This window comes from Nocardia beijingensis NBRC 16342, assembly GCF_001612785.1.
GTDB lineage: Bacteria > Actinomycetota > Actinomycetes > Mycobacteriales > Mycobacteriaceae > Nocardia > Nocardia beijingensis.
The window spans coordinates 131,978-157,780 of the sequence record NZ_BDBC01000017.1 but is presented as its reverse complement, the minus strand read 5'-3'; the positions used below and the strand labels follow the sequence as shown (position 1 = coordinate 157,780).

General features: G+C 68.6%; 25 protein-coding genes and 1 tRNA gene. 13 read left to right on the top strand and 13 right to left on the bottom strand.

The genetic code is table 11. The features are described from left to right. Positions 1 to 70 precede the first annotated feature (70 nt). The 3 genes from NB3_RS11845 to NB3_RS11835 all read left to right on the top strand — a co-directional run bounded on the left by NB3_RS11845 (position 71) and on the right by NB3_RS11835 (position 3,556). Positions 71 to 1,471, top strand: coding sequence for a DUF1254 domain-containing protein (locus NB3_RS11845; protein WP_067800996.1), 1,401 nt, complete (start codon positions 71 to 73; stop codon positions 1,469 to 1,471). A 121-nt stretch (positions 1,472 to 1,592) separates the two neighbouring features. Further along, complete coding sequence (locus tag NB3_RS11840; RefSeq protein ID WP_067801348.1) at positions 1,593 to 2,822, top strand: cytochrome P450; 1,230 nt, start codon at positions 1,593 to 1,595, stop codon at positions 2,820 to 2,822. A gap of 8 nt (positions 2,823 to 2,830) precedes the next feature. Then, on the top strand, positions 2,831 to 3,556 hold the full coding sequence (locus NB3_RS11835) for a TetR/AcrR family transcriptional regulator (protein ID WP_067800993.1): 726 nt from the start codon (positions 2,831 to 2,833) through the stop codon (positions 3,554 to 3,556). A gap of 7 nt (positions 3,557 to 3,563) precedes the next feature. Here NB3_RS11835 and NB3_RS11830 read toward each other — a convergent pair whose 3' ends face one another. Continuing rightward, positions 3,564 to 5,564 carry a TerD family protein gene (locus NB3_RS11830; RefSeq protein WP_084486154.1) on the bottom strand — a complete coding sequence of 667 codons (2,001 nt, stop codon included), beginning with the start codon at positions 5,562 to 5,564 and terminating at the stop codon, positions 3,564 to 3,566. Positions 5,565 to 5,649: 85 nt separating this feature from the next. Here NB3_RS11830 and NB3_RS11825 point away from each other — a divergent pair, with 85 nt between their 5' ends. Next, positions 5,650 to 6,147 (top strand): hypothetical protein, encoded by a 498-nt coding sequence (locus tag NB3_RS11825; RefSeq protein WP_084486153.1) that lies wholly within the window; start codon positions 5,650 to 5,652, stop codon positions 6,145 to 6,147. 13 nt (positions 6,148 to 6,160) lie between these two features. Here NB3_RS11825 and pabB read toward each other — a convergent pair whose 3' ends face one another. Next, the gene (pabB, locus tag NB3_RS11820) at positions 6,161 to 8,383 is read right to left on the bottom strand and encodes an aminodeoxychorismate synthase component I (RefSeq protein ID WP_067800984.1); all 2,223 of its coding nucleotides are present in this window, start codon (positions 8,381 to 8,383) and stop codon (positions 6,161 to 6,163) included. 89 nt (positions 8,384 to 8,472) lie between these two features. On the opposite strand from pabB, the gene NB3_RS11815 reads away from it, so the two are divergent. The 3 genes from NB3_RS11815 (at position 8,473) to NB3_RS11805 (ending at position 11,408) form a co-directional block, all read left to right on the top strand. Further along, positions 8,473 to 9,528 (top strand): phosphotransferase family protein, encoded by a 1,056-nt coding sequence (locus NB3_RS11815; protein ID WP_067801345.1) that lies wholly within the window; start codon positions 8,473 to 8,475, stop codon positions 9,526 to 9,528. 74 nt (positions 9,529 to 9,602) lie between these two features. Then, positions 9,603 to 10,133, top strand: a complete 531-nt coding sequence (locus NB3_RS11810; RefSeq protein ID WP_067800982.1) for a DinB family protein — start codon at positions 9,603 to 9,605, stop codon at positions 10,131 to 10,133. A 144-nt stretch (positions 10,134 to 10,277) separates the two neighbouring features. Continuing rightward, on the top strand, positions 10,278 to 11,408 hold the full coding sequence (locus tag NB3_RS11805; protein ID WP_067800980.1) for an NDMA-dependent alcohol dehydrogenase: 1,131 nt from the start codon (positions 10,278 to 10,280) through the stop codon (positions 11,406 to 11,408). A gap of 158 nt (positions 11,409 to 11,566) precedes the next feature. Here NB3_RS11805 and NB3_RS11800 read toward each other — a convergent pair whose 3' ends face one another. Genes NB3_RS11800 through NB3_RS11790 form a run of 3 tightly spaced genes read right to left on the bottom strand, consistent with a single transcriptional unit; the run spans position 11,567 to position 13,046 of the window. Then, a complete protein-coding gene (locus NB3_RS11800; RefSeq protein WP_067800976.1) occupies positions 11,567 to 12,235 on the bottom strand; it encodes a GOLPH3/VPS74 family protein in 669 nt (222 codons plus the stop codon). Next, the gene (locus tag NB3_RS11795) at positions 12,235 to 12,771 is read right to left on the bottom strand and encodes a hypothetical protein (protein ID WP_067800971.1); all 537 of its coding nucleotides are present in this window, start codon (positions 12,769 to 12,771) and stop codon (positions 12,235 to 12,237) included. Before NB3_RS11795 ends, NB3_RS11800 begins: the two co-directional genes overlap by 1 nt. After that, positions 12,768 to 13,046 (bottom strand): helix-turn-helix transcriptional regulator, encoded by a 279-nt coding sequence (locus NB3_RS11790; RefSeq protein WP_067800968.1) that lies wholly within the window; start codon positions 13,044 to 13,046, stop codon positions 12,768 to 12,770. Before NB3_RS11790 ends, NB3_RS11795 begins: the two co-directional genes overlap by 4 nt. Before the next feature lie 262 nt (positions 13,047 to 13,308). Here NB3_RS11790 and NB3_RS11785 point away from each other — a divergent pair, with 262 nt between their 5' ends. Next, positions 13,309 to 14,142, top strand: coding sequence for a serine hydrolase domain-containing protein (locus NB3_RS11785; RefSeq protein WP_067800965.1), 834 nt, complete (start codon positions 13,309 to 13,311; stop codon positions 14,140 to 14,142). Positions 14,143 to 14,237: 95 nt separating this feature from the next. After that, positions 14,238 to 14,771 carry a DUF3145 domain-containing protein gene (locus tag NB3_RS11780; RefSeq protein WP_039796858.1) on the top strand — a complete coding sequence of 178 codons (534 nt, stop codon included), beginning with the start codon at positions 14,238 to 14,240 and terminating at the stop codon, positions 14,769 to 14,771. Between the two features lie 151 nt (positions 14,772 to 14,922). On the opposite strand, the gene NB3_RS11775 is transcribed toward NB3_RS11780, so the two are convergent. Continuing rightward, positions 14,923 to 15,783 (bottom strand): methyltransferase domain-containing protein, encoded by an 861-nt coding sequence (locus tag NB3_RS11775; RefSeq protein WP_067800962.1) that lies wholly within the window; start codon positions 15,781 to 15,783, stop codon positions 14,923 to 14,925. Between the two features lie 308 nt (positions 15,784 to 16,091). On the opposite strand from NB3_RS11775, the gene NB3_RS11770 reads away from it, so the two are divergent. Both NB3_RS11770 and NB3_RS11765 read left to right on the top strand, forming a co-directional pair. Beyond that, positions 16,092 to 16,757, top strand: a complete 666-nt coding sequence (locus tag NB3_RS11770) for a class I SAM-dependent methyltransferase (protein WP_244891865.1) — start codon at positions 16,092 to 16,094, stop codon at positions 16,755 to 16,757. A 10-nt stretch (positions 16,758 to 16,767) separates the two neighbouring features. Next, positions 16,768 to 17,586, top strand: a complete 819-nt coding sequence (locus tag NB3_RS11765; RefSeq protein ID WP_067800955.1) for a class I SAM-dependent methyltransferase — start codon at positions 16,768 to 16,770, stop codon at positions 17,584 to 17,586. Positions 17,587 to 17,634: 48 nt separating this feature from the next. On the opposite strand, the gene NB3_RS11760 is transcribed toward NB3_RS11765, so the two are convergent. The 7 genes from NB3_RS11760 to NB3_RS11730 all read right to left on the bottom strand — a co-directional run bounded on the left by NB3_RS11760 (position 17,635) and on the right by NB3_RS11730 (position 21,320). Next, on the bottom strand, positions 17,635 to 17,946 hold the full coding sequence (locus tag NB3_RS11760) for a DUF3303 domain-containing protein (RefSeq protein WP_067800953.1): 312 nt from the start codon (positions 17,944 to 17,946) through the stop codon (positions 17,635 to 17,637). Positions 17,947 to 18,124: 178 nt separating this feature from the next. Beyond that, complete coding sequence (locus NB3_RS11755) at positions 18,125 to 18,955, bottom strand: hypothetical protein (RefSeq protein WP_244891864.1); 831 nt, start codon at positions 18,953 to 18,955, stop codon at positions 18,125 to 18,127. Beyond that, a complete protein-coding gene (locus NB3_RS11750) occupies positions 18,952 to 19,524 on the bottom strand; it encodes a GNAT family N-acetyltransferase (protein WP_067800948.1) in 573 nt (190 codons plus the stop codon). The genes NB3_RS11755 and NB3_RS11750 overlap by 4 nt, the downstream gene beginning before the upstream one ends. A 55-nt stretch (positions 19,525 to 19,579) precedes the next feature. Then, positions 19,580 to 19,654 (bottom strand) — tRNA-Val (locus NB3_RS11745). A 17-nt stretch (positions 19,655 to 19,671) separates the two neighbouring features. After that, positions 19,672 to 20,136, bottom strand: a complete 465-nt coding sequence (locus NB3_RS11740) for a peroxiredoxin (RefSeq protein ID WP_067800944.1) — start codon at positions 20,134 to 20,136, stop codon at positions 19,672 to 19,674. Positions 20,137 to 20,213: 77 nt separating this feature from the next. Beyond that, on the bottom strand, positions 20,214 to 20,636 hold the full coding sequence (locus tag NB3_RS11735) for a DUF3052 domain-containing protein (RefSeq protein ID WP_039796889.1): 423 nt from the start codon (positions 20,634 to 20,636) through the stop codon (positions 20,214 to 20,216). Positions 20,637 to 20,762: 126 nt separating this feature from the next. Then, positions 20,763 to 21,320 (bottom strand): Rv2240c family protein, encoded by a 558-nt coding sequence (locus NB3_RS11730; protein ID WP_067800941.1) that lies wholly within the window; start codon positions 21,318 to 21,320, stop codon positions 20,763 to 20,765. 214 nt (positions 21,321 to 21,534) lie between these two features. Between NB3_RS11730 and aceE the strand changes: the two genes are divergently transcribed. Together aceE and NB3_RS11720 are read left to right on the top strand one after the other, a co-directional pair. Continuing rightward, positions 21,535 to 24,450 (top strand): pyruvate dehydrogenase (acetyl-transferring), homodimeric type, encoded by a 2,916-nt coding sequence (gene aceE, locus NB3_RS11725; protein ID WP_067800939.1) that lies wholly within the window; start codon positions 21,535 to 21,537, stop codon positions 24,448 to 24,450. 11 nt (positions 24,451 to 24,461) lie between these two features. Continuing rightward, positions 24,462 to 25,796, top strand: a complete 1,335-nt coding sequence (locus tag NB3_RS11720) for a PucR family transcriptional regulator (RefSeq protein ID WP_067800937.1) — start codon at positions 24,462 to 24,464, stop codon at positions 25,794 to 25,796. Positions 25,797 to 25,803 lie beyond the last annotated feature (7 nt).

Here is a 25,803-nt window from a genome sequence, read left to right as displayed (position 1 = left end):
GCAAATGGGCGGATATACTCCGGGACGGAGCTGACGCGGCGACCGATGGCATCGGAGGCGGAACCGGACCATGGACGACTGGACCCACCGCGATCCGGCGCTGTCGCGGCGCGCCGTGCTCGGCATGGCGTCGGCGGCCGCGCTCGGCGTGGCGGCGTGCGGCGGATCGCACGAGAACGAGTCGGCCGACCAGACCGTGACCGGCGACCCCGCGGCGATCGCCAAGGACGCCTACGTGTTCGGCTTTCCGCTGGTGCTGACGGACGTCGCCCGCAGGACGTCGGAAGCGGCCACGCCGGTCAACCAGTTCGAGCACGCCACTTCGTTGCCGACCTCCGCGCAACGGTCCGTGGCGCGGCCGGACCCCGACACGCTGCACTCCACCGCGTGGCTCGATGTGGCGAACGAGCCGATGGTGCTCAGCGTGCCCGCGATGGACGGCGGCCGGTTCTGGCTGGCCCAGGTGATGGATGCCTGGACGAACAACGTGCACGATCCCAGCGGCGCCCGGCCGCAGGCGCGGTCGGCGACGCCGCCGTACACCTATGTGGTGACCGGGCCGGGCTGGTCGGGTGCGCTGCCGGAGGATCTCACGCCGTTGCCGATGCCGACGCCGACGGTGTGGTTGATCGTCCGGATCCAGGTCGACGGCGAGAACGATCTGCCCGCGGTGCGCTCGATCCAGCAGCAGTTGCGGCTGGTTCCGTTGAGCGCCTGGACGGCGCGCGCCGAACCGCCCGTCGCGTCGCCCGCGCAAGCGAGTGGGGAACGCCCGGTCGACCAAGTGCTGAAGATGGACCCGCGGATGTTCTTCGACCGGATGTGCGGGCTGATGTCGACCGACCCGCCCGCGCCCGCGGACGAGCCCGCGATGCGGCGCTTCGAGAAGATCGGGATCCGGCCGGGTGGCGCGGTCGAAGGCATTTCCGATGCCGACCTGACCGCCGCGGTGCGGACCGCTCAGCAGCAGCTCCCGGTGACGCTCGGCCCGAACACGGTGAACCAGAACGGCTGGGTGTCCGACCTGGGTGCGGGCCGGTACGGCACCGACTATCTGCTGCGGGCGGTCACCGCGTTCGGCGCACTCGGCATGCCGTTGCCGCAGGACGCGCATTTCCTCTTCACGGCGGTGCCCGCGGGGGCGGGCCCGTTCCGGCTGCACTTCGCGCCGGGCGAGCTGCCGCCGGTCGACGCGTTCTGGGCGCTGGCCGTCTACGACGCCGAAGACTATCTGGTCCCGAACGAGGCCGCGATCTACTCGATCGGCCACCACGTGCCCGTCGTGCTCAATCCGGACGGTTCCCTCGACCTCACGTTGCAGCAGGCCGATCCCGGTCCCGGCGTCCCGAAGGGCAACTGGTTGCCCGTTCCGGAAGCGGATCCGTTCTCGGTGAACCTGGCTCTGTTCGAGCCGAAGCCCGCGGTCTTGCAGCGGCGTTGGCAGCCACCGCCGCTGATCGCGTCGCACTGAGAAAGTAAAAGTAAACGGGTTTTACTAAACGATGTTCACGAACGGCTGTTCTGTGGTTGCATCTCCCTTGACCGTGTTCGTCAGGTCTGCGCCCAGACCGCCGTAGGAGTTAGCCGTGACCGTGACCACGCCGTCGATCCCGACGGGCTTCGACTTCACCGACCCCGACCTGCTCGCCACCCGCCTGCCCATCGAGGAGTTCGCCGAACTGCGCCGCACCGCCCCGGTGTGGTGGTGCGCTCAGTCCGGTCGGGCCAGCGGTTTCGACGACGGCGGGTACTGGGTCGTCTCCAAGCTCGCGCACATCAAGGAGATCTCGAAGAACCCGGAGGTGTTTTCCTCGCACGAGAACACCGCGATCATCCGGTTCAACGAGGAGACCACTCGCGAGCAGATCGACATGCTCGGCGACATGCTGCTGCTCAATCAGGATCCGCCCAAGCACACCAAGACCCGCCGCATCATCTCCAAGGGTTTCACCCCGCGCGCGGTGGAGAGCCTGCGGGCGGCGCTGACCGAACGCGCCGCGCGCATCGTGCACGAGGCCAAGAAGTCCGGCAGCGGTGATTTCGTCGAACAGGTCGCCTGCGAGCTGCCGTTGCAGGCCATCGCCGAGCTGATCGGCATCCCGCAGGAGGACCGCAAGAAGATCTTCGACTGGTCCAATCAGATGATCTCCTACGACGATCCCGAGTTCGAGGGCGACCATCACGCCGCCACCGCCGAGGTGATGGGGTATGCCTGGAACATGGCCGAGCAGCGCCGCGCGTGCCCGGCCGAGGACATCGTCACCCAGCTGGTCAACGCCGACATCGACGGCGAGCATCTCGGTTCGGACGAGTTCGCGTTCTTCGTCATCCTGCTGTCGGTGGCGGGCAACGAGACCACGCGCAACTCGATCACCCACGGTATGAAGGCCTTCGTGGACCACCCCGAGCAGTGGGAGATCTACCGGCAGCAGCGTCCGCGCACCGCGCCCGACGAGATCGTCCGATGGGCGACTCCGGTCACCGCCTTCCAGCGCACCGCGACGCAGGACACCGTGCTCGGCGGCCAGGAGATCAAGAAGGGCCAGCGGCTCGGACTGTTCTACAGCTCGGCCAATTTCGACGAGGAAGCGTTCGCCGATCCGTTCACCTTCGACGTGCTGCGCGATCCGAACCCCCACGTGGGCTTCGGCGGCACCGGCACGCACTACTGCGTGGGCGCGAACCTGGCCCGGTTGCAGATCGACCTGATGTTCAACGCCATCGCCGACGTCATGCCCAATCTGCGCCAGGTGTCCGAGCCGGTGCGGCTGCGGTCGGGCTGGTTGAACGGAATCAAGCGCTGGGAAGTCGAATACGCTTGAATCGATCGGTGCGACAGTCCAAACCACGGGGTCGCTCGCCGGTGGTGAACGACACCGATATCCGACGGGTGGCCAGCGCGCTGCTGGTGCAGCGCGGTCCCGATGCGGTCACCTTGCGCGCCATCGCGCGGGAGCTCGGTGTCACCGCGCCCGCGCTGTACCGGTACTACGACTCGCTGGAAGACCTGCTGGAGCGGCTGCGGCTGGACTTCTGCGCCGATCTGGCCGAGGAACTGACCGCCGAGCTCGCCACCCTGCCCGATGACGGCGCCGCGCAGTTCTTCGCCATCTGCCGTGGATTCCGGCGCTGGGCGCTGACGCACACCAGGGAGTTCACCCTGGTGTTCGCCTCGCCCGGCGCGGGCCAGGCCCGCGCGCTACGCCGCTTCGACGAGCCGTTCGGCCGGGTCTTCCTGGCCGCGGCGGGCAGGCTGCTGGCGAACTACGACATCGTCACGCCGCCCACCGACGTCATCCCGCCGGAGTTGCGCGAAGATCTGGTGCACTTCCAGACCGAACTGCTGGCGGCGCTGTCGGAGTCGGGCCAGAAGTTCCCCGCCGAGAAACTGGACCTCGGGGTGACGTACCTGATGATCCAGATCTGGGCGCGGCTCTACGGCCACGTCACGCTCGAGGTGTTCGGGAACTACCCGATTCCGCTGGACAATCCGGAGATCCTGTTCGACGCGATGCTCGCCGATCTGGGCCGCACCGCCGGCCTGCTCGGCGGGTGAGACCGGGCTAGATGCGGGCGCCTTTGGCCCGGTTGCACGCGCGGCACAGGATCTGGAGGTTGGCGGCGCTGGTCGCGCCGCCGCGGCTGAGCGGGATGATGTGGTCGAACTCCAAGTAGTGCCCGTCGCCGCATTCGACGCAGCGGCCGCCGTCGCGTTGCCACACCTGCGCCTTCACCTCTTGCGGGATGCTGCGAGTGTCGCGCTGGCCGGGGGTGAGGACGAGGCGTTTGGCCACGCGCAGCGCGCCTTCCAGCGCGGCCGAGACGTAATCCGGATCGTCGACGGCGAAGGTCGCGCCGCCGCGCGCCGACGTGGCCGCGATCACCACCGTCCCCTGTTCCGCGTGCACGGAAACCACTCGCGACCACGGCATCTCGATGCCGGTGTCGGCGCCGACGAAACGTAGCTTCTTGTTGCTTCCGATCAGCCTGCCCTCGGTCAGCTTCGGGCCGCGGGCGAGCTGACGCACGTGCGTCGCGGGCAGGTCGAGGTGCACCGTCTCCTCGGGGTCCAGGTGCAGACCGGGTGTGCGGACGATCGGCAGATCGCCCGTGCGCAGCCGGTAGAGGGTGTTCCCGCGATGCATCCGCCTGCGCAGGTCTTCGATGAGCGGCCCGCCGAGCGCGAGTTCGGTGACCGCGTGCTCGAACAGTTCCAGTTCCGCGTGCCTGACCTCTCCGTCGGCGAAGGCGAAGGTGACCAGCCGCTCCACGTAAGTGAGCGCCGCGTCGCGCAAGGCCGCGCGGCCCGCTCCGGCGTCGATGCGCTGGTAACGCAACGACGCCCACAGTTCCGCCCACTCGGGGCCGCGCGGCCCGTGGCCGGTGAGCACCCGCCACGCTCGGTTGTGCCAGTGGACGAGATAGTCCTCGATCTCCTGGGCACACCTCTGGCACGGCGCATATCCGCCGAAGAATCTGCGGCGCAGCGCGTTTCCACAGCGGGCGCAGTGGCGATCGCCGGGCGGGGGCGGTAGATACCTGTCCTCGGTCCATGCTGTGCCGTCCCACCAGCGCATGACCTGCGGGTTGCCGGGGTCGGGGTGCCAGTCCGCGAGTTCGGGCTGCGGGGGCGGCGGAGCGGGCGGTGCGGCATCGTGGTTGTGCCGGTGGAGGTCGACCGGGCGGTGGGTGGGCCGCGGCAGGGGAGAGGTGTCCACGCGGTCGAGCACCTCGGTGTGCGGCCGGGCAGGCGTGTCGATACCCGGGCATAGCTCGGTTGCTTCGAGCCGCCCCGACGAGTCGTCGGCGCGGAGAGGGTCACGGGGGACCGGCGCGTTTTCGGCGGCGGCGGTTGTTCCGGCCTCGGAGGGAGAGTCTCCGTTCCGCGGCGGCTGACCCGAGGGCAGCGATCCGTGGGCGAAACGTCGGGCCGGGTCGTGCCGAAGGGGCCGCTCGGCGGCTTCTCGGTCCGGGGAGAGTCGCTCCCGCGCGGAGGAATTCGCAGCCGGGCGGCGCACCCGGAACGGATTGGTGGGATGGGTGGTGCGGACCGGCGCCTCGGGGTCGTTCACCTGGACGCCGAACTCGGTGACCAACCCGGCCAGCCCGCTGGACCAGCCCTGGCCGATCGCGCGGAAACGCCATTGCCCGTCGCGGCGGTAGAACTCGCCGAACATCAGCGCCTGCACCGCGTCCGCGTCATCGATCTCGAACGTCGCGATCGCCCCATCGGCCGAGTGCACCGCGACGGTGAGCCCGTCGATGTCGCCGAAAGTGGCGTCCTCCACCGAGCCGGAGACCACGATGCGGTCGACGTCGGCTTCGGTGCGCGGCAGCGAGACGCTCAGCCGCGCGGTGCCCGGCGCGGGTTCCTGATCGAGCGTGACCGCCTGCGACACGTGCCGCGGCGCGTTGTAGAACACCAGGTCGCGGTCGGAGCGCACCGAACCTGAGGCGTCCAGCAGCAAGGCGTGCGCGTCCACCGCGTGCTCCGATCGCCATGAAACAACCACGGCTAGAAGGGATGTCGGTACCGCTGCGTTCGCGCCCTTGCTGAGTTTCATGGTGTTCGAACTATGCCACGACCCTCCGACACGCCGAACGCGCGAGGGCCCGTCCTTCGGCGGGGCGTACGGCACAGTGTTCCCCATGACGAACCCGAAGCGCCCGGGTCGTAAGCCGCAGACCCCGAAGCTCCCCGGTGGGCGTGTGCCAGGCCCCGCCGACGTCCTCGCCGCCGCGCAGGCGGCGGTCGAAGCGGCGCAGACGGCCGCGGGCCAGGCGCTGGAAGCCGCTCAGCTGACCGCGACGTCGGCGTTCGACACGGCGGTGCGGCTGCCGCCCGCGTCCGCGCAGCTGGTCGCGCAACTGCCCGGCCTGATCGAGAACCTCTCCACCGCGATCGAGCGGCTCAACTCCACCATCGACCGGCTCGACCGCACCCTGGCACTGGCCGATCCGGCCTTCGCCGCCTACGACCGGCTGCTGCCCCGGCTGGAGGCGATGATCTCGCTCGGGGAGGACGTGCTCGGGCGGTTGGCGAAGCTGCCCGGCGTGGCCCTGCTGGGCAAGCTGACCGGCCTGAGCGCGCCGGAGCCACCCGCCGATGAGCCGCCCCGGCGGAAGTCGACCAGGCGGCGCAAATAGCCGAATACCGCGCTCAGCGGTGCGCGTGGTCGGCGGCCGCGCGCAACGTGGCGGCAGCCTTGAGCAGGACCTCGTGGTATTCGTCGGCCGGGTCGGAGTCGAGCACGATGGCCCCGCCCGCCCCGATCCGCCAGCGTCCGCCGTAGCGGACGGCGGTGCGGATCACGATGTTCAGGTCGGCGGTGCCCCCGAGCCCGAGGAAGCCGATGGTGCCCGAATAGACCCCGCGCGCTTCGGTTTCCAGTTCGTCGATGATCTCCATGGTGCGCAGTTTCGGCGCGCCGGTCATCGAGCCACCGGGGAAACAGGCCCGCAGGCAATCGACAACGCCGACCTCGGGCCGCAGTTTGCCACGCACCGTTGACACCAGTTGGTGCACGGTCGCGTACTGCTCGGTGACCATCAGTTTCGGCACGTACACACTGCCGATCTCGCAGACCCGGCCCAGATCGTTGCGCAGCAGATCGACGATCATGAGGTTCTCCGCCCTGGTCTTCGCGCTGTCGGACAGCTCGCGGCGCAAGCGCTCGTCCTGCTCCGGCGTCGCGCCACGCGGCGCGGTGCCCTTGATCGGCTTGCTCTCCACGACGCGGCGGCGGTCGATCTTGAGGAAGCGCTCCGGTGACGAGCAGGCGATGTCGAGATCGTCGAAACGCAGGTAGGCGGCATACGGGGCGGGGTTGCACCGGCGCAGCGTGCGGTAGAAGTCGAGGCCGTCGGCCGCGGCGGCGGGGATGGTGGCGCTGTCGGTCAGGTTGATCTCGTAGGACTCACCGGCGTGCAGTCGCTGCTGGCAGACCGCGATGTCGGCGAGATAGCGTTCCCGGCCGCGGGTCAGCAGTGGCGCGACGGCGTCACCGTCCGGTGGCAGCTCGAGCGGCGGCGGATTCGTCCAGGTCGGAAGGGTGTCGAGGGTTTCGCGGGTGTCGCGCAGCCAGTCAGCGGCGGCGCGGGCGGTCTCTCCGTCGTCGCTCAGCGCCAGCAGATGGGTCCGCCCGCCGACGTGGTCGACCACCACCATTCGGTCGGCGAAGATCCACTGCGCGTCCGGGGTCGGCGCGCGATGCGCCATGTTCCCGCCGCAGTCGGCTTTGACCTCGTAGCCGAGATAGCCGACGTAGCCTCCGGCGAAATCGAAGGGCAGTTCGGGCAGTTCGAGCTTGCGCGCGCGCAGCTCGGCGGCCAGGAACTCGAGAATGCCGCCGGGTGCGGTGCGCCGATGTCCGTCCGACGACTCCACGGTCACCTCGCCGTCGCCGACGCGGTAGCGCAGCACCTCGGCCAGCGGGCCGCTCGCGTCGCCGAGGAAGGAGAACCGGTCGGCCCCCGGTTCGACGTGCTCGCTGTCCAGCCAGAACGCCGTCGGGGAGTTGGCGTACAGCTGCACGAACGCGCTCTCGGTATCGATCGGCCGCTCGAGCACGGCCCGTTGCAGCCGGAAGGTCCGCGGCACCGGGGCATCGGCGCGAACCACGCGATCGGCGGGACGCTCGAGTTCGGCCGCCGCGGCGGGGAACTGCTCGGCGGCCAGCGGCGCGGGGCGGTCCCCGGTGCGAGTGGCGGTGAGCGAGTGGCCCACGGCGACCGGTGCCGAGGCGAACGCCCGCTCGGCGTCGATCGACGGGCTCGGCGCGAGCGAGGCGCGCCCGCTCCGGTGCGCCGCGGTGAGTCGGGCGAAGTTGCGCAGCAGGGCCGCGCCGAACTCGCTGGCGATCGATTCCGGATGGAACTGCACACCCCATTGCGGTCGCGTGCGGTGCCGCACGCCCATCACGACGCCGTCGCCCGACAGCGCGGTGACCTCCAGGTCGTCGGGCAGCGGCCGCAGCGCGCACAGTGAGTGATAGCGCACGGCAGTGAAACCCTGCGGAACGCCCGCGAACAGGTCCTCGTCGTCGTGCTCGATGCGATCGAGGTAGCCGTGCCTGGCGGCGGGCGCTTCGGCGACCACGCCGCCCGCCGCGACCACGATCCCCTGATGACCCAGGCACACCCCCAGCAGCGGCAGATCGCTTTCGCGAATCACCGCCGCGGAGATCCCTACGTCGCGAGCCACGTCCGGCCGTCCCGGCCCCGGCGAGACGACGACGTTGTCGTAGCGTCGCAGGCCGAGTTCGGCGACCGTGCGCGCCTCGTCGTTGCGCACGACCGTGGGCTCGACGCCGTTCACCTCGCTGATCAGCTGGTACAGGTTGTAGGTGAACGAGTCGTAGTTGTCGATCAACAGCGTGCGCATGGTGCTGGAAACCCTACGCCGCGCCGGTCGGAGCAAACTGTTGTCGTCTGCCTTCAGTTCGGGTCGGCGGGTGGTGCACAATGTGGGGCATGTCTGTTGCGCAACCGGTCGATGTCGATCCCGCCGTCGTCGACTTCGCCGTCGTCGGAAAGTGGATGGATGAGCAGGGTCTGTCCGGGGGTGAGTTCGAGGACGTGACCGCGCTGGGCGGCGGGACGCAGAACATCATGCTCCGCTTCACGCGCGGCGGCCGGACCTACGTGTTGCGCCGCGGGCCGAAACATCTGCGGGCCAAGAGCAACGACGTCATCCGGCGCGAGGCGAGGTTGCTCGGCGCGCTGGGCGACACCGAGGTGCGCGCGCCCCGGGTGATCGCGGCCTGCACCGACGAGTCCGTGCTCGGCGCGGTGTTCTACCTGATGGAGCCGATCCACGGTTTCAACCCGCAGAACGAACTGCCCGAACCGCACGCGAGCGATCCGGAGATCCGCAGGCAGATGGGGCTGTCGGCGGTCGAGGCCATCGCGCGTCTGGGCGCGCTGGACTACCGGGCGCTCGGGCTGGCCGATTACGGCAAGCCGGAGGGTTTCCTGGAACGCCAGGTGCCGCGCTGGCTGGGTGAACTCGAGTCCTACTCGGCCAACGAGGGCTACCCCGGCCCCGAGATCCCCGGCGTGGCGGCGGTGGGCGAGTGGCTGGACCGCAATCGCCCCGCCCAGTGGACCCCCGGCATCCTGCACGGCGACTGCCACCTGGCGAACATGATGTTCTCCTTCGACGGTCCGCAGGTGGCGGCGATGGTCGACTGGGAGATGTCGACCATCGGCGACCCGTTGCTCGATCTGGGCTGGCAGATCGCCACCCGTCCGGAGCCGGGCACCACCGGTGCGGCGCTGGTCGGCAAGCTCGGCGCGGTCGGCGGGCTGCCGACGGCCGAGGAGATGATCGAGCACTACGCGCGGTTCTCCGATCGCGACCTGACCGCGATGCCCTGGTACACCGTGCTGGCCTGCTTCAAGCTCGGCATCGTCCTCGAGGGCACGCATGCCCGCGCGTTCGCGGATAAGGCCCCCAAACAGGTCGGCGACTTCCTGCACGCGATCACGCTGGAACTCTTCGAACGGGCGCAGCGGCTGATGGAGTGACACTGTCGGGATGTGCCCGATAGTTGACCGGATATCGGTGGAAGGCCCGATACGGCCGCGCCTAGGTTGAGCGCATGCCGATCGTTCCCGATGTCAAGGACTGGACTTGGGTGCTCGAGCGCGCCTGTCCGGAATGCGGTTTCGACGCCGCCGCGACCACCTATGCTGCCGTCCCCGTCCTCACCAGGGACGCCGCCGTCCGTTTCGCCGCGGTGCTCAACCGCCCCGGCGTCCGCGTGCGGCCGGACGAATCGACCTGGTCCGCTCTGGAATACGGCGCGCATGTGCGCGATGTGTGCCGCCTCTTCGACACGCGCCTCGGCCTGATGCTGGCCGGTGACCCTGAGGGCGAGCCGCCGCGCTTCCCGAACTGGGACCAGGACGCGACGGCGGTGGCCGACCGCTACAACGAGCAGGACCCGGCCCGGGTGGACGCGGAGCTGGCGGAGGCCGCCGAGCGGGTGGCGCGCTCCTTCGAATCGGTGCCGCCCGAGCGGCGCGGGCTGCGCGGCGCGCGCGGCGACGGGGCGCAGTTCACGGTCGAGTCGTTCAGCCGGTACTTCGTGCACGATCTGGTCCACCACCTGCACGACGTCCGAGGCTGACACAGCGCAGAACTGTAACGCGTTCGGTTTCAAGGTCACGCGGTACCGACGAATTTTCCGGGCGGTACTAGAACGCGTTACATTTTTCTCGTACTGTGGGTGCAGTCACATATAAGCACGTGCATGCGAGAGGGTCGACAGGAAATGAAGACGAAGGGCGCGATCCTGTGGGGGATCGACCAGCCGTGGTCGGTGGAGGAGATCGAGGTCGGTGACCCGGTCGCCGGCGAGGTGCAGATCCGGATGGAAACCGCCGGTATGTGCCACTCCGACCACCACATCGTGACCGGAGCGACCCCGATGCCGTCCTTCCCCGTCATGGGCGGGCACGAAGGCGCGGGCGTGATCACCAAGCTCGGCCCGAACTGCCCGGCCGATCTGCAGGTCGGCGATCACGTGATCCTGTCGTTCATCCCCGCCTGCGGCCGCTGTCCGGCGTGCGTGGCGGGACACATGGCGCTGTGCGATCTCGGCGCCGGTCTGCTGATGGGGCAGGCGATCAGCGACGGCACCTACCGCATCCAGGCCCGTGGCGAGAACGTCATCCCGATGTGCCTGCTGGGCACCTTCGCGCCGTATATGACGGTGCACCACACCTCCGTGGTGAAGATCGATCCGAGCATCCCGTTCGAGGTGGCCTGCCTGGTCGGCTGTGGCGTCCCCACCGGTTTCGGCTCCTCCACCCACGTCGCCCAGGTCGCTCCCGGCGAGACCGTGGTGATCGCGGGCATCGGCGGCGTCGGCATGAGCGCCTTGCAGGGCGCGGTGCTGTCGGGCGCGTCGAAGGTGGTGGCGATCGATCCGAATCCGTGGAAGCGCGAGCAGGCGCAGAAGTTCGGCGCCACGCACACCTACGAGAGCATGGCCGCCGCGATCATGCCGCTGATGGAGGCCACCGAGGGCCGGATGGCCGAGAAGGTCATCCTGACCATGGGTGAGATGCACGGCGAATACATCGAAGAGGGCCTGATCCTCACCTCGAAGGCGGGCACCCTGGTGGTCACCTCGATGGGCCGGATGGACGAGAACGACGTCAAGCTGAACAGCTTCCTGCTGTCGATGCTGCAGAAGACGGTGAAGGGCTGCATCTTCGGCGGCGGCAACGCCCGCCAGGACGCGCCGCGCCTGCTGTCGCTGTACAAGTCCGGCCAGCTCAACCTGGACGACATGGTCACCCGCAGCTACTCCCTGGAGGAGATCAACCAGGGCTACCAGGACATGCTGGACGGCAAGAACATCCGCGGGATCATCAAATACACCGAAGCCGACTGGTGATCCCGGCCCCATCGAGGACAGCCGCTGGGATGCGGTGCTCGTCGTCGCGGCGCGAGGTGCCGCAGTGAACCCGCTCGGGAGTTCGGTATCGATCCGTGCGATGAAGTCGTACGGGACCGGCTGCCGAGCGGGAATGCGGCGTCCCGTCGCTTCGCGACCTATGCGGAGCCCGTTGCCGCGGCACTCAACACGACGGCGGCGGTGAGCGCCGCTTCGACCGCTCGTACCGCGTCCCTGGCGGCCTTCGCGGCCCAGTCCCCGGCGGCGATCTCCTTGGCGCGCTGCTTCACCATCCGGCGGTCACGGTCGTGGAAGACCTTCGGCGCCGCGTCGGCCGCCGACAGTAGCGAGATCAGTGCGGCCGCGCGAGGCTCGACGGGGGCGTCGGGGTGGGCGAACGGCGGTGTGAGCCGGTCCCGGAGTTCCTCGCGGTGTCGGCTCGGAACCCAAGCGGTCCGGGGAAAGACGCCCAGTGCCCGGTGGTGTTCGACGCGTACCAGGCCTTCGTCCGCCAGCCGGTGCAACACCTTCGGCTGCAATCCCTTCGACAATTTCTCGATCGCGGCTCGGGCTTGCATCGGACGTCCCGCCTCGATCCTGGCGAGCGCGTCGCCGAGGATCGGATCGGCACTCCTGTTCGCGCTCACCACGATCCGGCCCGGTTTCGCCTCGTCGCCCGGCCCGGCCAGCCGGATCGCCCCGGCCTCGATCAGGTCCAGAAGCACTGCTCCGGCGAGAATCCTCGGGGTACGGGTGCTGTCGGCCATCGAGTGCCCAGTGCGTTCGTCGAGAAGCAGCAGCATCAGGTCTTCGGCGAGCAGATTCATCACTCGTCCTCCGGTTCCGGGTCGGGTCGGGTCCAGGCCAGGACCATCGTCGGGGTACAGCCGCCGACGAGCAGCGCGGTCAGCAGCATCACACCGCCCGCGTAGGCCGCCTGGATGTTGTCGAGGTCGGTGAACCCGCCCACGACGATCAGCCAGATCGCGGGAATCATCGCCAGCGTCTGGGTGAGGGTGAGCCCTACCGAGCGAGCCGCGTTACGCTGCTCGAGCTCCCATTCGTCCAGGGTGCCGACGGGCGCGTCAGCCTGGCGGCCCGAGACGATCTGGAGCGAGATCCACAGCGGAAAGAACACCAGACAGGCCGGCGCCCACAGCAGAGGGCCTCGCTCCAGACCGCACGCGATCAGCACCGCGACGACCGCCAGCACCAGGAATGTGGCCGCGAGAGCCGCCACCAGCAACCGACGGCGGCGACGCGTCCGCCACCGCGGCAACATGTGGGCCCAGCGCTCGGCGGACGACTCGAACCGGCGTGTCCGGCGAGCCTGGTAGCGCTCCAGCAGATTCGGGCGCGTCATCGAACATCCCCTTTGTCGTTCCGGTAGACCGCCGTGGACAGCGGCGCGAATTCCTCCCGCGAGAACACCGCCTCGACCGGCAGCCCGAACACATCGCAGATCCGCAGCGCCAGATCGAGGCTCGGATAGTGATCGCCCCGTTCCAGCGCACCCACCGTCTGCGGATTCACCTCGATTGCCTCGGCGAGCTGGACCCGGCTCATTCTCCGCTCGGCACGTAACACCCCGATACGGTTGTAGATGGGAAGATTTTTCCCACGTCTCACCGGGCTCATACAACATACTGTTGTATAAACCCAACAGCTTGTCAACCGTGGCCACCACGGTGCGCCCGCGATCGCGGAACCCGGTCCATAGATCCGCCAGGGGGTGCTCTCCCGCGTAGACGGCGACGGCCGCGCCGATTTCGCCGTGGCGCTCGGATCTGCGGCGAAGGCGCGGCGACCGGTTCGAAACCCGGTGCGACATCCCCGTGAACAGTGGGCGTCCACTCATGGTGAATGGATGGTAGGTATCCGGTTCTCGTAGGCTCGCAGGGTGCGTTCACTCGAGCAGATCCGGGAATGGCCGGTGCGGCACGCGGCGGCCGCGGCGGTCACCGCCGACGGCGGTGTCGCGAGCGAAGGCGATGTGCGGCGGGTGTTCCCGCTCGCGTCGGTGACCAAGCCGCTGGTGGCGTACGCGGTGCTGGTCGCGGTGGAGGAGGGCGCGGTCGAACTCGACCAGCCCGCAGGACCGCCCGGCGCCACCGTGCGTCATCTGCTGGCGCACACGTCCGGACTCGCGTTCGACACCACCGACGTCCAGGCCGCGCCGGGGACCCGGCGGATCTACTCCAGCTCGGGTTTCGAGGTGCTCGCCGAATTCGTCACCGCGCAGACCGGAATCGCGTTCGACGAGTACCTGCGCGACGCGGTGTTCCGCCCGCTCGGCATGGCCGATTCGGTGCTGACCGGTCCGGCCGGGCACGCGGCGCGGTCCACCGCGGCGGATCTGGCCCGCTTCGCCGCCGAATTGCTGCATCCCCAGCTGATCTCGGCGCAGACGCACGCCGAGGCCACCTCGGTCCAGTTCTCCGGCGTGAACGGCGTGCTGCCCGGCTACGGTTCGCAGCGCCCGAACGACTGGGGACTGGGCTTCGAGATCCGCGACGGCAAGACGCCGCACTGGACCGGTGGCACGAATTCGCCACAAACCTATGGACATTTCGGCCAATCCGGGACATTTTTATGGGTTGACCCGAACACGGGGTTGGCGTGTCTCGCCTTGAGCGACGAGAATTTCGGCGACTGGGCGCGCGCGGCGTGGCCACCGCTGAGCGATGCCGTCATCGCGGAGGCGACCGCCACGCGCAACACGGTCCCGAAGTAACACGTGTAACTTCGGACACTCCAGTACACTCAGGCAACGCCAGTTAGACGAATCGTTGGGGAAGACGTTCCTCGTCGAAGCTGGAGGTGTTGGTGGTGCGCGCATCGAGTCAGTTCGCGGACGCGACGGCGGGTGTGGTCTACATCCACTCGTCGCCTGCCGCGCTGTGCCCGCATGTCGAGTGGGCGCTCACCTCGGCCCTCGGCGCCCCGGCGAAACTGCGCTGGACCGCCCAACCGGCCGACGGTCAACTGCGCGCCACCAGTGAGTGGATCGGCCCCGTCGGCACCGCCTCGAAGATCGCCCAATCGTTGCGCTCCTGGCCGGTGCTGCGCTTCGAGGTGACCGAGGACCCCAGCGACGGCGTGGACGGTGAGCGCTACAGCTTCGTCCCCGGCCTCGGCCTGTGGCACGGCTCCACGAGCGCCAACGGCGACGTCATGATCGGCGAGATGCGCCTGCGCGCGATGCTCCAGGCCACCCGCGAACTCGGCAAGTACTCCGCCTACGACCTGGCCGCCGAAATCGACCGCGCCCTCGGTACCGCCTGGGACGAAGATCTCGAAATCTACCGCTACGGAACGGAATCCGGAGCCGAGGTCACCTGGCTGCGCCGGGACGTGGGGTAAGGAATCCGGCTGCCGCCGCTGCCGCGCCATGCCCGGGGCGCACCCCTAGCCGTGCGACCACGGATTCCAGTAGCCGTCCGGAATCATGCTGTCCAACAACGCGCGCACCTCGGCGGGCAGCCGCAGCAGCTCGATGAACGAGCCGGGTCGTTCACTCCGCTCGGTGGGCGAGCACAGCGAACATGGTCACCGACAGGTGGTAATCGCCCCTGGCGATTCCCGCCTCCATGGCGGCAGCCAGGTCGGTGCGTTCTTGCTCGGTGATCGAGCCCGCGGCGCGGGCGCGTTCGGTCATCTGGGCGAAGAGCGGGCGGATGGTTTCCGGGTCCCAGATCACCGCCTGCGATCCCACGTCATCGATCGCGAATCCGGCCGCGGTGAGCAGACCGCGAAGGCTCCTGCCCGACTTGGGGTTCGGGGTGGTCGCGAGCATCGACTCGCGCAGGCGGGCGATCACATCGTCGTCCCCGGGATGGGCGATGGCGGTGTGCCAGTCGCTGTCGATGAGCAGCACACGCCCGCCCGGCCGCAGGACCCGCGCGATTTCGGCGGTGGCGGCGGCCGGGTCGTCGAGATGCTGGTAGACGCGCTCGCAACGCACCGCGTCGAACGACGCGTCCGGGAAAGGCAGGTGGTAGGCGGTGCCTTCGACAAGACGCGCAGGCACACCGGCGGCCTCGGCTCGCGCGCCGGCGACGGCGAGCATCGCGGGATTCGGATCGACACCGACAGCCTCGCCGTCCGGCCCGACTCGCCGGGCGAGTTCGAGCACTTCGGACCCTGTCCCGGCGCCGATGTCGAGTGCCCGCTCACCCGATGTGACCGCCAGAACGTCGTGCCCCCATTGCCGCATCCGGCGGATCCCCGGCAGCGCCGCTTGCAGATCCAGGATGCCTATCAGCACGGCCATCGGATCGTCGGCGGCGTCATGGGCCGGTGCGGAGCGATCGGCGGGAATAGCGCTCGTATGGAACGACGGTGCGGGATCGGGCGTCGCGTGTTCGGTCGTCATGCCCCCCGACAGTAGCCGCCGCGTCCCGCTGCGCCGAGGCGCTTCCACTCAGTTCGGTACGCCGTGACGCCGACTCGGTCGCACAGAGCTCGAACCTCGTCGCGCATTCCCATGGTGGTTGTTTCAGCAGCGCGTACAGCGTCTCGCGCGCGTAGCCGTTGCATCGTGGTCGATGGCGGTGGCGGACGCCGGGCTGATCGCCGTCTGTCGTGGATCTAGCCGGTGCTCGCGGGTCGGTGTGGAGCCTCTTCGGCGGAGTTCACCGCTGGACATTGGCGATGCTGCCCGCCCGGCGTACCGTCTAGTTTGTGAGCAGTGGCGCCGTGCCAGGGGCAGCGGTGAAGGGCTCGGATCCGTGGGCCCGGGTTTTCGCGGCGCTGTACGACCCTCTGCTGTGGATGGGCGAGCGGGCGGGTATGGCCGCTCGCCGACGGGAACTGCTCGGCCGTGCGAGGGGGCGGACTGTCGAGCTGGGCAGCGGTACCGGTCTCAACGTGGGGTACTACCCGGACGGCCTCGAAGAGCTGATCTTGACCGAACCGGAGCCCGCGATGCGTACGCGGTTGGCGCGTAGGATGCATCGCAGTCCAGGTCGTGCACGCGTGCTCGACGCATCGGCGGAACAACTGCCGTTCGAGAACGAAACCGTGGACACGGTCGTCTCGACGCTCGTGCTGTGCACTGTCGATGATCCCGATCCGGTACTGCGCGAGATCACGCGGGTGTTGCGTCCCGGCGGTCAGCTGCTGTTCATCGAGCACGTGCGTTCGGAGTCCCCGCGCCTGGCCCGTTGGCAAGACCGCCTCGCCGGCCCGTGGCGCCGATTCGCGGAGGGCTGCCACTGCAACCGCGCCACTCTCGAGCTCATCCGGGCGTCCGGTCTGAAGCTCGACGACGTACAGGAAGCGGAGTGGCGGGGCGAGCCGCCGATCATTCGACCGCTGATCCTGGGTGTGGCCACCAAGAGCACCTAGGGAGCTTCAGATGGCCGAATCCGGCCCCACGGATCTCAAGCGGCGGCATCGCGCGATGTGGGCGCTGGGCGATTATTCGTCCATCGCCACCGAAGTCATCCCCGGACTGGGTCGGCGTCTGGTCGAGGTCTGCGGGATCGGTCCGGGGCAGCGGGTGCTGGACATCGCGGCCGGATCCGGGAATGCCGCCATCCCCGCGGCGGAGGCCGGTGCGGACGTCGTGGCGAGCGACCTCACGCCGGAGCTGTTCGAGGCCGGGCGGCGTATCGCCGCCGCGCGGGGCGTCGAGCTGCGGTGGCAGGAGGCCGATGCCGAGGCGTTGCCCTACGCCGACGCGGAGTTCGACGCCGTGGTCTCGTGCGTCGGCATCATGTTCGCGCCGTTCCATCAGGCGGCGGCGGACGAACTGGTGCGCGTGACCAAGCCCGGCGGCACCATCGGGTTGATCAACTGGACGCCCGACGGATTCATCGGGCAGATGTTCGCCACCATGAAGCCGTTCGCTCCGCCGCCTCCGCCCGGCGCACAGCCACCGCCGCTGTGGGGCGACGAGGCGCACGTGCGGTCGCTGTTGGGCGATCGTGTCACCGACCTGGAGCTGCGACGTGAGAAGGCCGTCATCGACCGCTTCGCCGATGCGGCCGAGTTCCGTGATTTCTTCAAGTCCTACTACGGCCCGACGGTCGCGGTGTACAAGGCCATCGGTGCGGAGCCCGATCGTGTCGCGCAGTTGGATCGGGCACTCCTCGATCTCGCCGCCCGGCACGACGCGGGCAGCGGGCGGATGGAGTGGGAATACCTCCTGGTCACCGGACGTCGCTCGGCCTGAGCGGTCCTTGCCGACCGCTCTACTGCGGACGCCTCGGGCGATATGGGATCAGGCGATCGACGCCCTGAACTCCGCGCCTTCCTGAACTCCCTGCGCGGCTTCGGCGATATCGACGACAGGGTAGATCTGGTAGTCCGCGAAGAAGGCGAATTTGTTCGGAGCGTCCGCCAAGTCCGCCGGATTGTCGGTCTCCACCACCGCGAACCCGCCGCTGCCGTCGAGTCTGCCGACGAGTTGGTGGTACGTCGTGGTGGTGAGCGGTTTCCAATTCGCGAAGACATCCAATGCGCGCCGGATACTCGCCTCGTTCTCCGGTGCGGAGCCGGTCCAACGGTAAGTCCACGAAACCACGTACTTCATTTCATCCTCCCTTCCTCGGGGCTTCCCCGCACGTGGACACCACCTACTTTGCTCAGGGGAGGCTCGGGCGGATATCAACCCTTGGGCCGGAATTTTTCGACTCGCCGACCGGGCACAGCGGGGGAGAACCTGACTCTGCCTAGAAGCAGAGCCTGCGGAGATCATCGAGCGCGGCGATTCAAGAAACCGGGCGGGCGGGGCGGTGGCGCGCCGGATCGTACTGCTCGAAATACGACTCGCCCACGGCGAACATGCCGCGTTGCGGTAGCCAGAAGTCGCCCAATCTGGCCTGTTCGGCCAGAGGTCCCGGCGGGCCGATATCTATTCCGTCGATCCGGGCCGTACTGTTTTCCACGGTCCACAGCATCCGGGGATTGGCAAGGAACCACTGACCATTCGGCGAAGTGCCGCTGAGCCGGACCCGCCCGAGGCCGAGCGCCGGACCCGCCATCCGCGACATGAGCGACAAGACGGCGGGACGCCGCCACAAAGCGGCGGGCATCATGCGACCGAGACCGGTCATCGCGGCCGTCGCCAGCGATCGTCCCAGCTCCAGATTCCACACGATCCGGTCGCCCACTCGCACGGTGAACGCGGCGGGCCCCGTCCAGTCCACCGAGATGTCTTCGACTCGCGCGTCCTCGAGCGCCGATCCGAAATAGCGGGCGCAGCTGGTCGCCGGGGAAACACTGCTGTAGATCACCCATTTGCCGCCGGCGTCTCGATGCCACACCGCGTCGTATCCCGCGCCGACCGAACTGGCCGGGAAATGCCGCAGGGCCAAATAGTGACCACTGGCGAAAGGCATTCCCATCACTCCGTAGCCGGAGAATCGCTCCTCATCCGCACCCGGGGGGAGCGTTTTGTCTATCGCGGCGATCGATCGTGGACTGTCGGTCATCACCGACCTCCTCGAGGAGTGGTTTCGTGCCGAATATTTTACGTCCGCAGAGAGGGACAGGCGCGACTCCGTGGGCGCAACAGCAAGCCCCTGCGCAAGTGGCTTCATGGTCGCGGCGTGGCCTGTTCGGCGCTGCGGCCGGACCGTCGGCCATGGACGCCGGTGTCGACCCAGTAACGTCGTGCCGGACCGAGCTGGGTGTCCACGATCCGCTCGAGCACGCCGCCTTGGCGCTCGATGGTCTTCGCCGAGGCGATGTTGTCGGTAGCACAGACGATCAGCACCCGATCCATGCCGAGTTCCCCCGCCTCGTCGAGCATCCGGCCCAGAGCCCAGCTCGCCAGCCCGCGCCTGCGCGCCGACGGTCGAATGCCGTATCCGATGTGGCCGGCCCACCGCACGAAGTCGTCGAACCCGTGCCGCAGCGCGATCCCGCCGAGCACCTGATCGCCCTCGACTATCCACCGATAGGTGCACCGCGCCCGGCCGGTCTCGGCCCACGCCCCACTCGATTCGTCCGCCAACCGAGCCACCCAGGCCGCGAAACCGGCCGGCAAATTCACCTCGTCGTACGACCGCAATCCGAAACCGTCCTCATGCGGACCAGGTCCCCACTCCCGATGCGCCTCCAGCCAGGCCGCATGCAGACGTGTCGTCGGAGCGATCAACGCGGGCATATCGCGACGATACCGATCGGCCCGGCCCGATCAGGGCAGAAGACGAGCCTTCCTGTGGTGGGCGCAGAGGGGATCGAACCCCCGACCGCTGGTGTGTAAAACCAGAGCTCTACCGCTGAGCTATACGCCCGTGCCGTTACCGGCGGCTTATGAATCTAGCGCGGCGAGCGCTTTCTCCCAAGCCGCCTGGTCACGGGGTTCTCCGGGGCCGTTCATCTCGGCGAAGCGGATGTAGCCCTCGCGGTCGACGACGAAGGTGCCGCGGTTGGGGTAGCCCGACTTCTCGTTGAAGACGCCGTAGGCTTGGGCCACCGCGCCGTGCGGCCAGAAGTCCGACAGCAGCGGGAAGGTGTAGCCCTGCTCGGCGGCCCAGATCTTGTGGGTGGGCGGCGGGCCGACCGAGATCGCGAGGATCTCCGCGTTGTCGTTCTGGAACTTGGGCAGCTCGTCGCGGACTTTGCACAGCTCGCCCTGGCAGATGCCGGTGAAGGCGAGCGGGTAGAACACGATCAGGACGTTCTTCTTGCCCCGGTAGTCCGACAGGCTGACTTCCTGGTTGTTCTGGTCCTTCAGCGTGAAGTCCGGCGCGACAGTGCCAACCTCGAGCGGCATAGCGAATCCTCCATCGTGTCGGGTCTCCACCGGGCGGGCGTGCGGCACCGCCCTGGTGGAAACCATAGCGCGGTGGCTCAGCGCTGCTTCGAGGGCGCCTTGGGCTGCACGAGTCGGCTGCCGGTCCACGAGCCGAGGCTGATCGCCGAGGTCTGCGTGAGACCGGCGGTCGGTGCGGATTCGGCGATTTCGCTGGGCTCGACATGGCCTGGTTGTCCGGTCTTGGGGGTGAGCACCCAGACGAAACCGTCGTCGGCGAGCGGGGCGATGGCGTCCATCAGAGCGTCGACCAGGTCCCCGTCCCCGTCGCGCCACCACAGCAGCACGACGTCGATCACCTCGTCGGAGTCCTCGTCGACGAGTTCACCGCCGATCGCGTCCTCGACATCGGCCCTCAGGTCGTCGTCGACGTCCTCGTCCCAGCCCAATTCCTGGACAACCAAGCCGTGTGAAATGCCAAGCTTCTGAGCGTAGTTCTGCGCGTCCGCCGCGGCGACCACGGTGGTGTCCTCCTCAACTCCCGACAGTAGATAGTTGCAAGCGAACATGGTTATGGGCTTCAGCGCAAGCCGATCCGGCGAAATAGGTACCGAATGTCGTGTTGCGATGGTGTGTCAAGGGCCTTATCAGCGCTTCGGGCACGAGTCGCGGACGGCGTTGCGCGCGTCGTTGACCCGCTTGCTGGCGTCGTTGAGCGCCGCGACCGGGGCGGTGTAGGTCATCTTGCGCGTCTCGGCGGCCAGCGCGCGGGCGGCGTTGACGTATTCGGTGAACAGAGCCGCCAGATCCGGGGGTAGCGCGTCCTTCGCCGAGTTCACGCCGCTTTCCACCTTGGTGGCGGCGTCCTCGAGGGTCTGCACCGCCGAGTCGCGTTTGGCGACGTAGTCCGGCGCGTTCGAATCGTGCGCGTCGACGAACTCGTTGTATTTGCCGACGCCCGCTCCGGTGATGGTGGGGAACTGACCGCAATTGTCGGAGATGGCCTTGGCCTGCGCCGCCGCGCGGCGGGAAGAGGTCGCCGCCGCCGACGATGACGCCGCCTCGGTCTTGTAGGCCGCCAGATCGCTCGCGTTCGGACCCGCGACGCCTTCCACCCGGTTGGCGCACCCCGCGACGACCAATCCGACGGCGACCGCGCCGGTGGCGCACACCATTCCGAACCCGCGTGGGTTCAGCAGCTTCATCGTCCTCCCGCTCCTCAGGGCTGCCACGCTCGACATGCTCACCTTGCCTGTCGAACGGTACTGGATTTCCGGCTGACATGATGATTTGGGACGCGCCATCGGCAAGGATGGATGGTGCGCCAGAACCTTTCGTTTACGGGCGGGCCGCCAACCAGCGCACCCGCCCGGGGATACCGACGCCATCAGCATGTCCACCCCTGTACGAGGAGCAGATTTGACCGACCTGATCCACTCTTCCGCACCGGCGAAATCCGCCGGTTCCAGCTCCGCTCCCGCGCCCGCCGCGAGCCACGATCCGAATGGGTCGCAGGCGCCGCAGCCGGCCGGACGGGTGCGGGTGATCCGCGAAGGGGTGGCGTCCTACCTACCGGACATCGACCCGGAGGAAACCAGCGAATGGCTCGAGTCGTTCGACGAGATGCTCGACCGGGAAGGCCCCGGTCGTGCGCGTTACCTCATGCTCCGTCTGCTGGAGCGGGCCGGTGAACGTCGGGTCGCCATCCCGTCGCTGACCTCAACCGACTACGTCAACACCATTCCCACCGAGAACGAGCCGTGGTTCCCCGGCGACGAGGAGGTGGAGCGCCGCTTCCGCGCCTGGATCCGCTGGAACGCCGCGATCATGGTGCATCGCGCCCAGCGCCCCGGCATCGGCGTCGGCGGCCACATCTCGACCTACGCGTCCTCGGCGGCGCTGTACGAGGTCGGCTTCAACCACTTCTTCCGCGGCAAGGATCATTCCGGCGGCGGCGACTCGATCTTCATCCAGGGCCACGCCTCGCCGGGCATCTACGCCCGCGCGTTCCTGGAGGGCAGGCTGTCGACCGATCAGCTCGACGGTTTCCGCCAGGAGTACAGCAACGGCGGCCCAGGCCACGGCCTGCCGTCCTACCCGCATCCGCGGTTGCTGAACAACTTCTGGGAGTTCCCCACGGTGTCCATGGGCCTCGGCCCGATGAACGCCATCTACCAGGCGCGGTTCAATCACTACCTGCACGATCGCGGCATCAAGGACACCTCCGACCAGCACGTCTGGGCGTTCCTCGGCGACGGCGAGATGGACGAGCCGGAGTCGCGCGGTCTCGCGCACGTCGCGGCCATGGAGGGTCTGGACAACCTGACCTTCGTGGTGAACTGCAACCTGCAGCGCCTGGACGGCCCGGTGCGCGGCAACGGCAAGATCATTCAGGAGCTCGAGTCGTTCTTCCGCGGCGCGGGCTGGAACGTCATCAAGGTGATCTGGGGCAGGGAGTGGGACGCGCTGCTGGGCGCCGACCGCGACGGCGCGCTGGTGAACCTGATGAACAGCACCCCGGATGGTGACTACCAGACCTACAAGGCCAACGACGGCGCGTACGTCCGCGATCACTTCTTCGGCCGCGACCCGCGCACCAAGGCGCTGGTGCAGGACCTGTCCGACCAGGAGATCTGGAACCTCAAGCGCGGCGGCCACGACTACCGCAAGGTGTACGCCGCCTATGCGGCGGCGATGGCGCACAAGGGCCAGCCGACGGTGATCCTGGCCAAGACCATCAAGGGCTACACCCTCGGCAAGCACTTCGAGGGCCGCAACGCCACGCACCAGATGAAGAAGCTGACCCTGCAAGACCTCAAGGACTTCCGCGACCTGCAGCGCATCCCGATCAGCGACGCCGAGCTGGAGAAGGACCCGTACCTGCCCCCGTACTACCACCCCGGTATGGAGGCCCGCGAGATCCAGTACATGCTCGACCGCCGCAAGGCGCTCGGCGGGTTCCTGCCCGAGCGGCGCGCCGCGGCCAAGCCGCTGAAGCTCCCCGGCGACGAGGCCTACCGCTCGGTGCGCAAGGGGTCCGGCAAGCAGAACGTCGCCACCACGATGGCGCTGGTGCGGCTGATGAAGGAGCTGCTGCGGGACAAGGAGATCGGCAAGCGGATCGTCCCGATCATCCCCGACGAGGCCCGCACCTTCGGTATGGACTCGTGGTTCCCTTCGTTGAAGATCTACAACCGCAATGGGCAGTTGTACACCTCCGTCGACGCGGAATTGATGCTCGCCTACAAAGAGAGCGCCGTCGGGCAGATCCTGCACGAGGGCATCAACGAGGCAGGCTCGACGGCGTCGTTCACGGCGGCGGGCACCTCGTACGCCACGCACGGCGAGCCGATGATCCCGCTGTACATCTTCTACTCGATGTTCGGTTTCCAGCGCACCGGCGACGGACTGTGGGCGGCCGCCGATCAGCTCGCCCGCGGCTTCGTGCTCGGCGCGACCGCGGGACGCACCACGCTGACCGGTGAGGGCCTCCAGCACAACGACGGGCACTCGCTGCTGCTGGCCTCGACCAACCCGGCTGTGGTGACCTACGACCCGGCGTTCGCGTTCGAGATCGCCCACATCGTGCGCGACGGCCTGCGCCGCATGTACGGCGGCGGCACCCCGCCACGGGGCTCCGCGCCGCTGCCTGGCACCCATCCGCACGGCAGCCCCACCGAGTTCGGCGGCGAGGACGTCTTCTACTACATCACCCTGTACAACGAGCCGTACCCGCAGCCGGCGGAGCCGGAGGGCCTCGACGTCGCCGGTCTGCTCAAGGGCATCTACCTGTACCAGCGCGGGGGTGAGGGCGACGTGCGCGCCCAGATCCTGGTCTCCGGCGTCACCGTGCCGGACGGCCTGCGCGCGCAGGCGCTGCTCGCGCAGGAGTGGGGCGTGCAGGCGGACGTGTGGTCGGTGACCTCGTGGGGCGAGCTCCGCAAGGAGGCGCTCGACAAGGAGATCGCCGCGCTGCGCGATCCGGGCGCCGAGCCGGGGGTTCCGTATGTCACGGAGGCGCTGTCGCGGGTCGAGGGCCCGTACGTGGCCGCGACCGACTGGATGCGGGCGGTGCCCGACCAGGTCCGCAAGTGGGTGCCCGGTGACTTCACCACGCTCGGCACCGACGGTTTCGGCTTCTCCGACACCCGCCCGGCCGCGCGGCGGGTGTTCAACGTCGACGCGCAGTCCATCGTGGTGGCCGCGCTGGCCGGGCTCGGCCGCACCGGCAAGCTCGACCCGGCGAAGGCCGCGGAGGCGGCGGCGAAGTACGGCATCGCCGACGTGGACGCCGCGCCGAAGGCGGCGGTGAGTTCGGACGAAGACCTCGCATAGCGGAATATTGGATGGTGGACCGTAAACCGCCGCGGCCGCGACGGATCTCCGAGGGCTCTTCCGAGCATGAGGTGTATCTGCCGACGGGCGCGCTCTCCCCGAACCGGCAGACTCGCGACCCTCTTCCGGACACGCTGCTCAAACGCGTGAAGCAGTTCTCCGGCCGCCTCTCCACCGAGGCGGTGGGGTCGATGCAGGATCGGTTGCCGTTCTTCGCCGATCTGGACGCCGCGCAGCGGGCAGGCGTGCAGATGCTGGTGCAGACCGCGGTGGTGAACTTCCTGGAATGGCTCCAGGACCCGGACAGCGACATCCGGTTCAGCCTGGACGCCTTCCAGGTGATCCCGCAGGATCTGGCGCGGCGGCTGACGCTGCGCCAGACCGTGGACATGGTCCGCGTCGCCATGGAGTTCTTCGAACAGTGGCTGCCCGCGCTCGCGCGCAACGACCGGCAGCTGGTCGCGCTGACCGAGGCGGTGCTGCGATACGGGCGTGAGCTCGGCTTCGCCGCCGCCTCGGTGTACGCCAGCGCCGCCGAGTCGCGCGGCGCGTGGGACACCCGGTTGGAGGCGCTGGTCGTCGACGCCGTGGTGCGCGGCGACACCGGCCCGGACATGCTCTCCAGGGCCGCGACGCTGAACTGGGACGCCACCGCGCCGGCGACGGTGCTGGTGGGCACTCCGCCCGGCGAACAAGGCGTCTCTTCGGTGGGGGCGGTGCATTCCATCGCGGCGCGGCACGGGCGGGCCGCGCTCGCGGTGGTGCAGGGCACCAGACTGGTGATGGTGGTCTCCGGGCATCTGGGCGAGACCGCGCATATCTCCCCGTTCCTGGCCGACCTGCTCGCCGAGGTGTTCTCCGACGGCCCGGTGGTGATCGGCCCGACCACCCGCACGCTGGGCGCGGCCCACGCCAGCGCGGTGGAAGCGCTGGCCGGGATGGAGGCCGTGGTGGGCTGGCGCGGGGCGCCGCGACCGGTGCACGCGGCGGAATTGCTGCCGGAACGCGCTTTGTTGGGTGATCGGGCTGCGATCGACGCGCTGAACGAGTACCTTGTCCTACCGTTGGCCGCGGCGGGGTCGTCGCTGGCGGACACCCTCGATGCCTATCTGGATTGCGGTGGAGCGGTCGAGACGTGTGCGCGTCAGCTGTACGTCCATCCAAATACGGTCCGGTATCGCCTCAAGCGAATCGCCGAGATCACCGGCCGTGATCCGATGAATCCGCGGGACGCGTATGTGCTCCGGATCGCCGCCACAGTGGGTCGTTTGACACGAACCCGTAACGAATCGTCAACTCCTGCCCCAGAGGTCACTTCGATCGCCTCGGGTCCCGAGGGTCTGTAACGCGCCG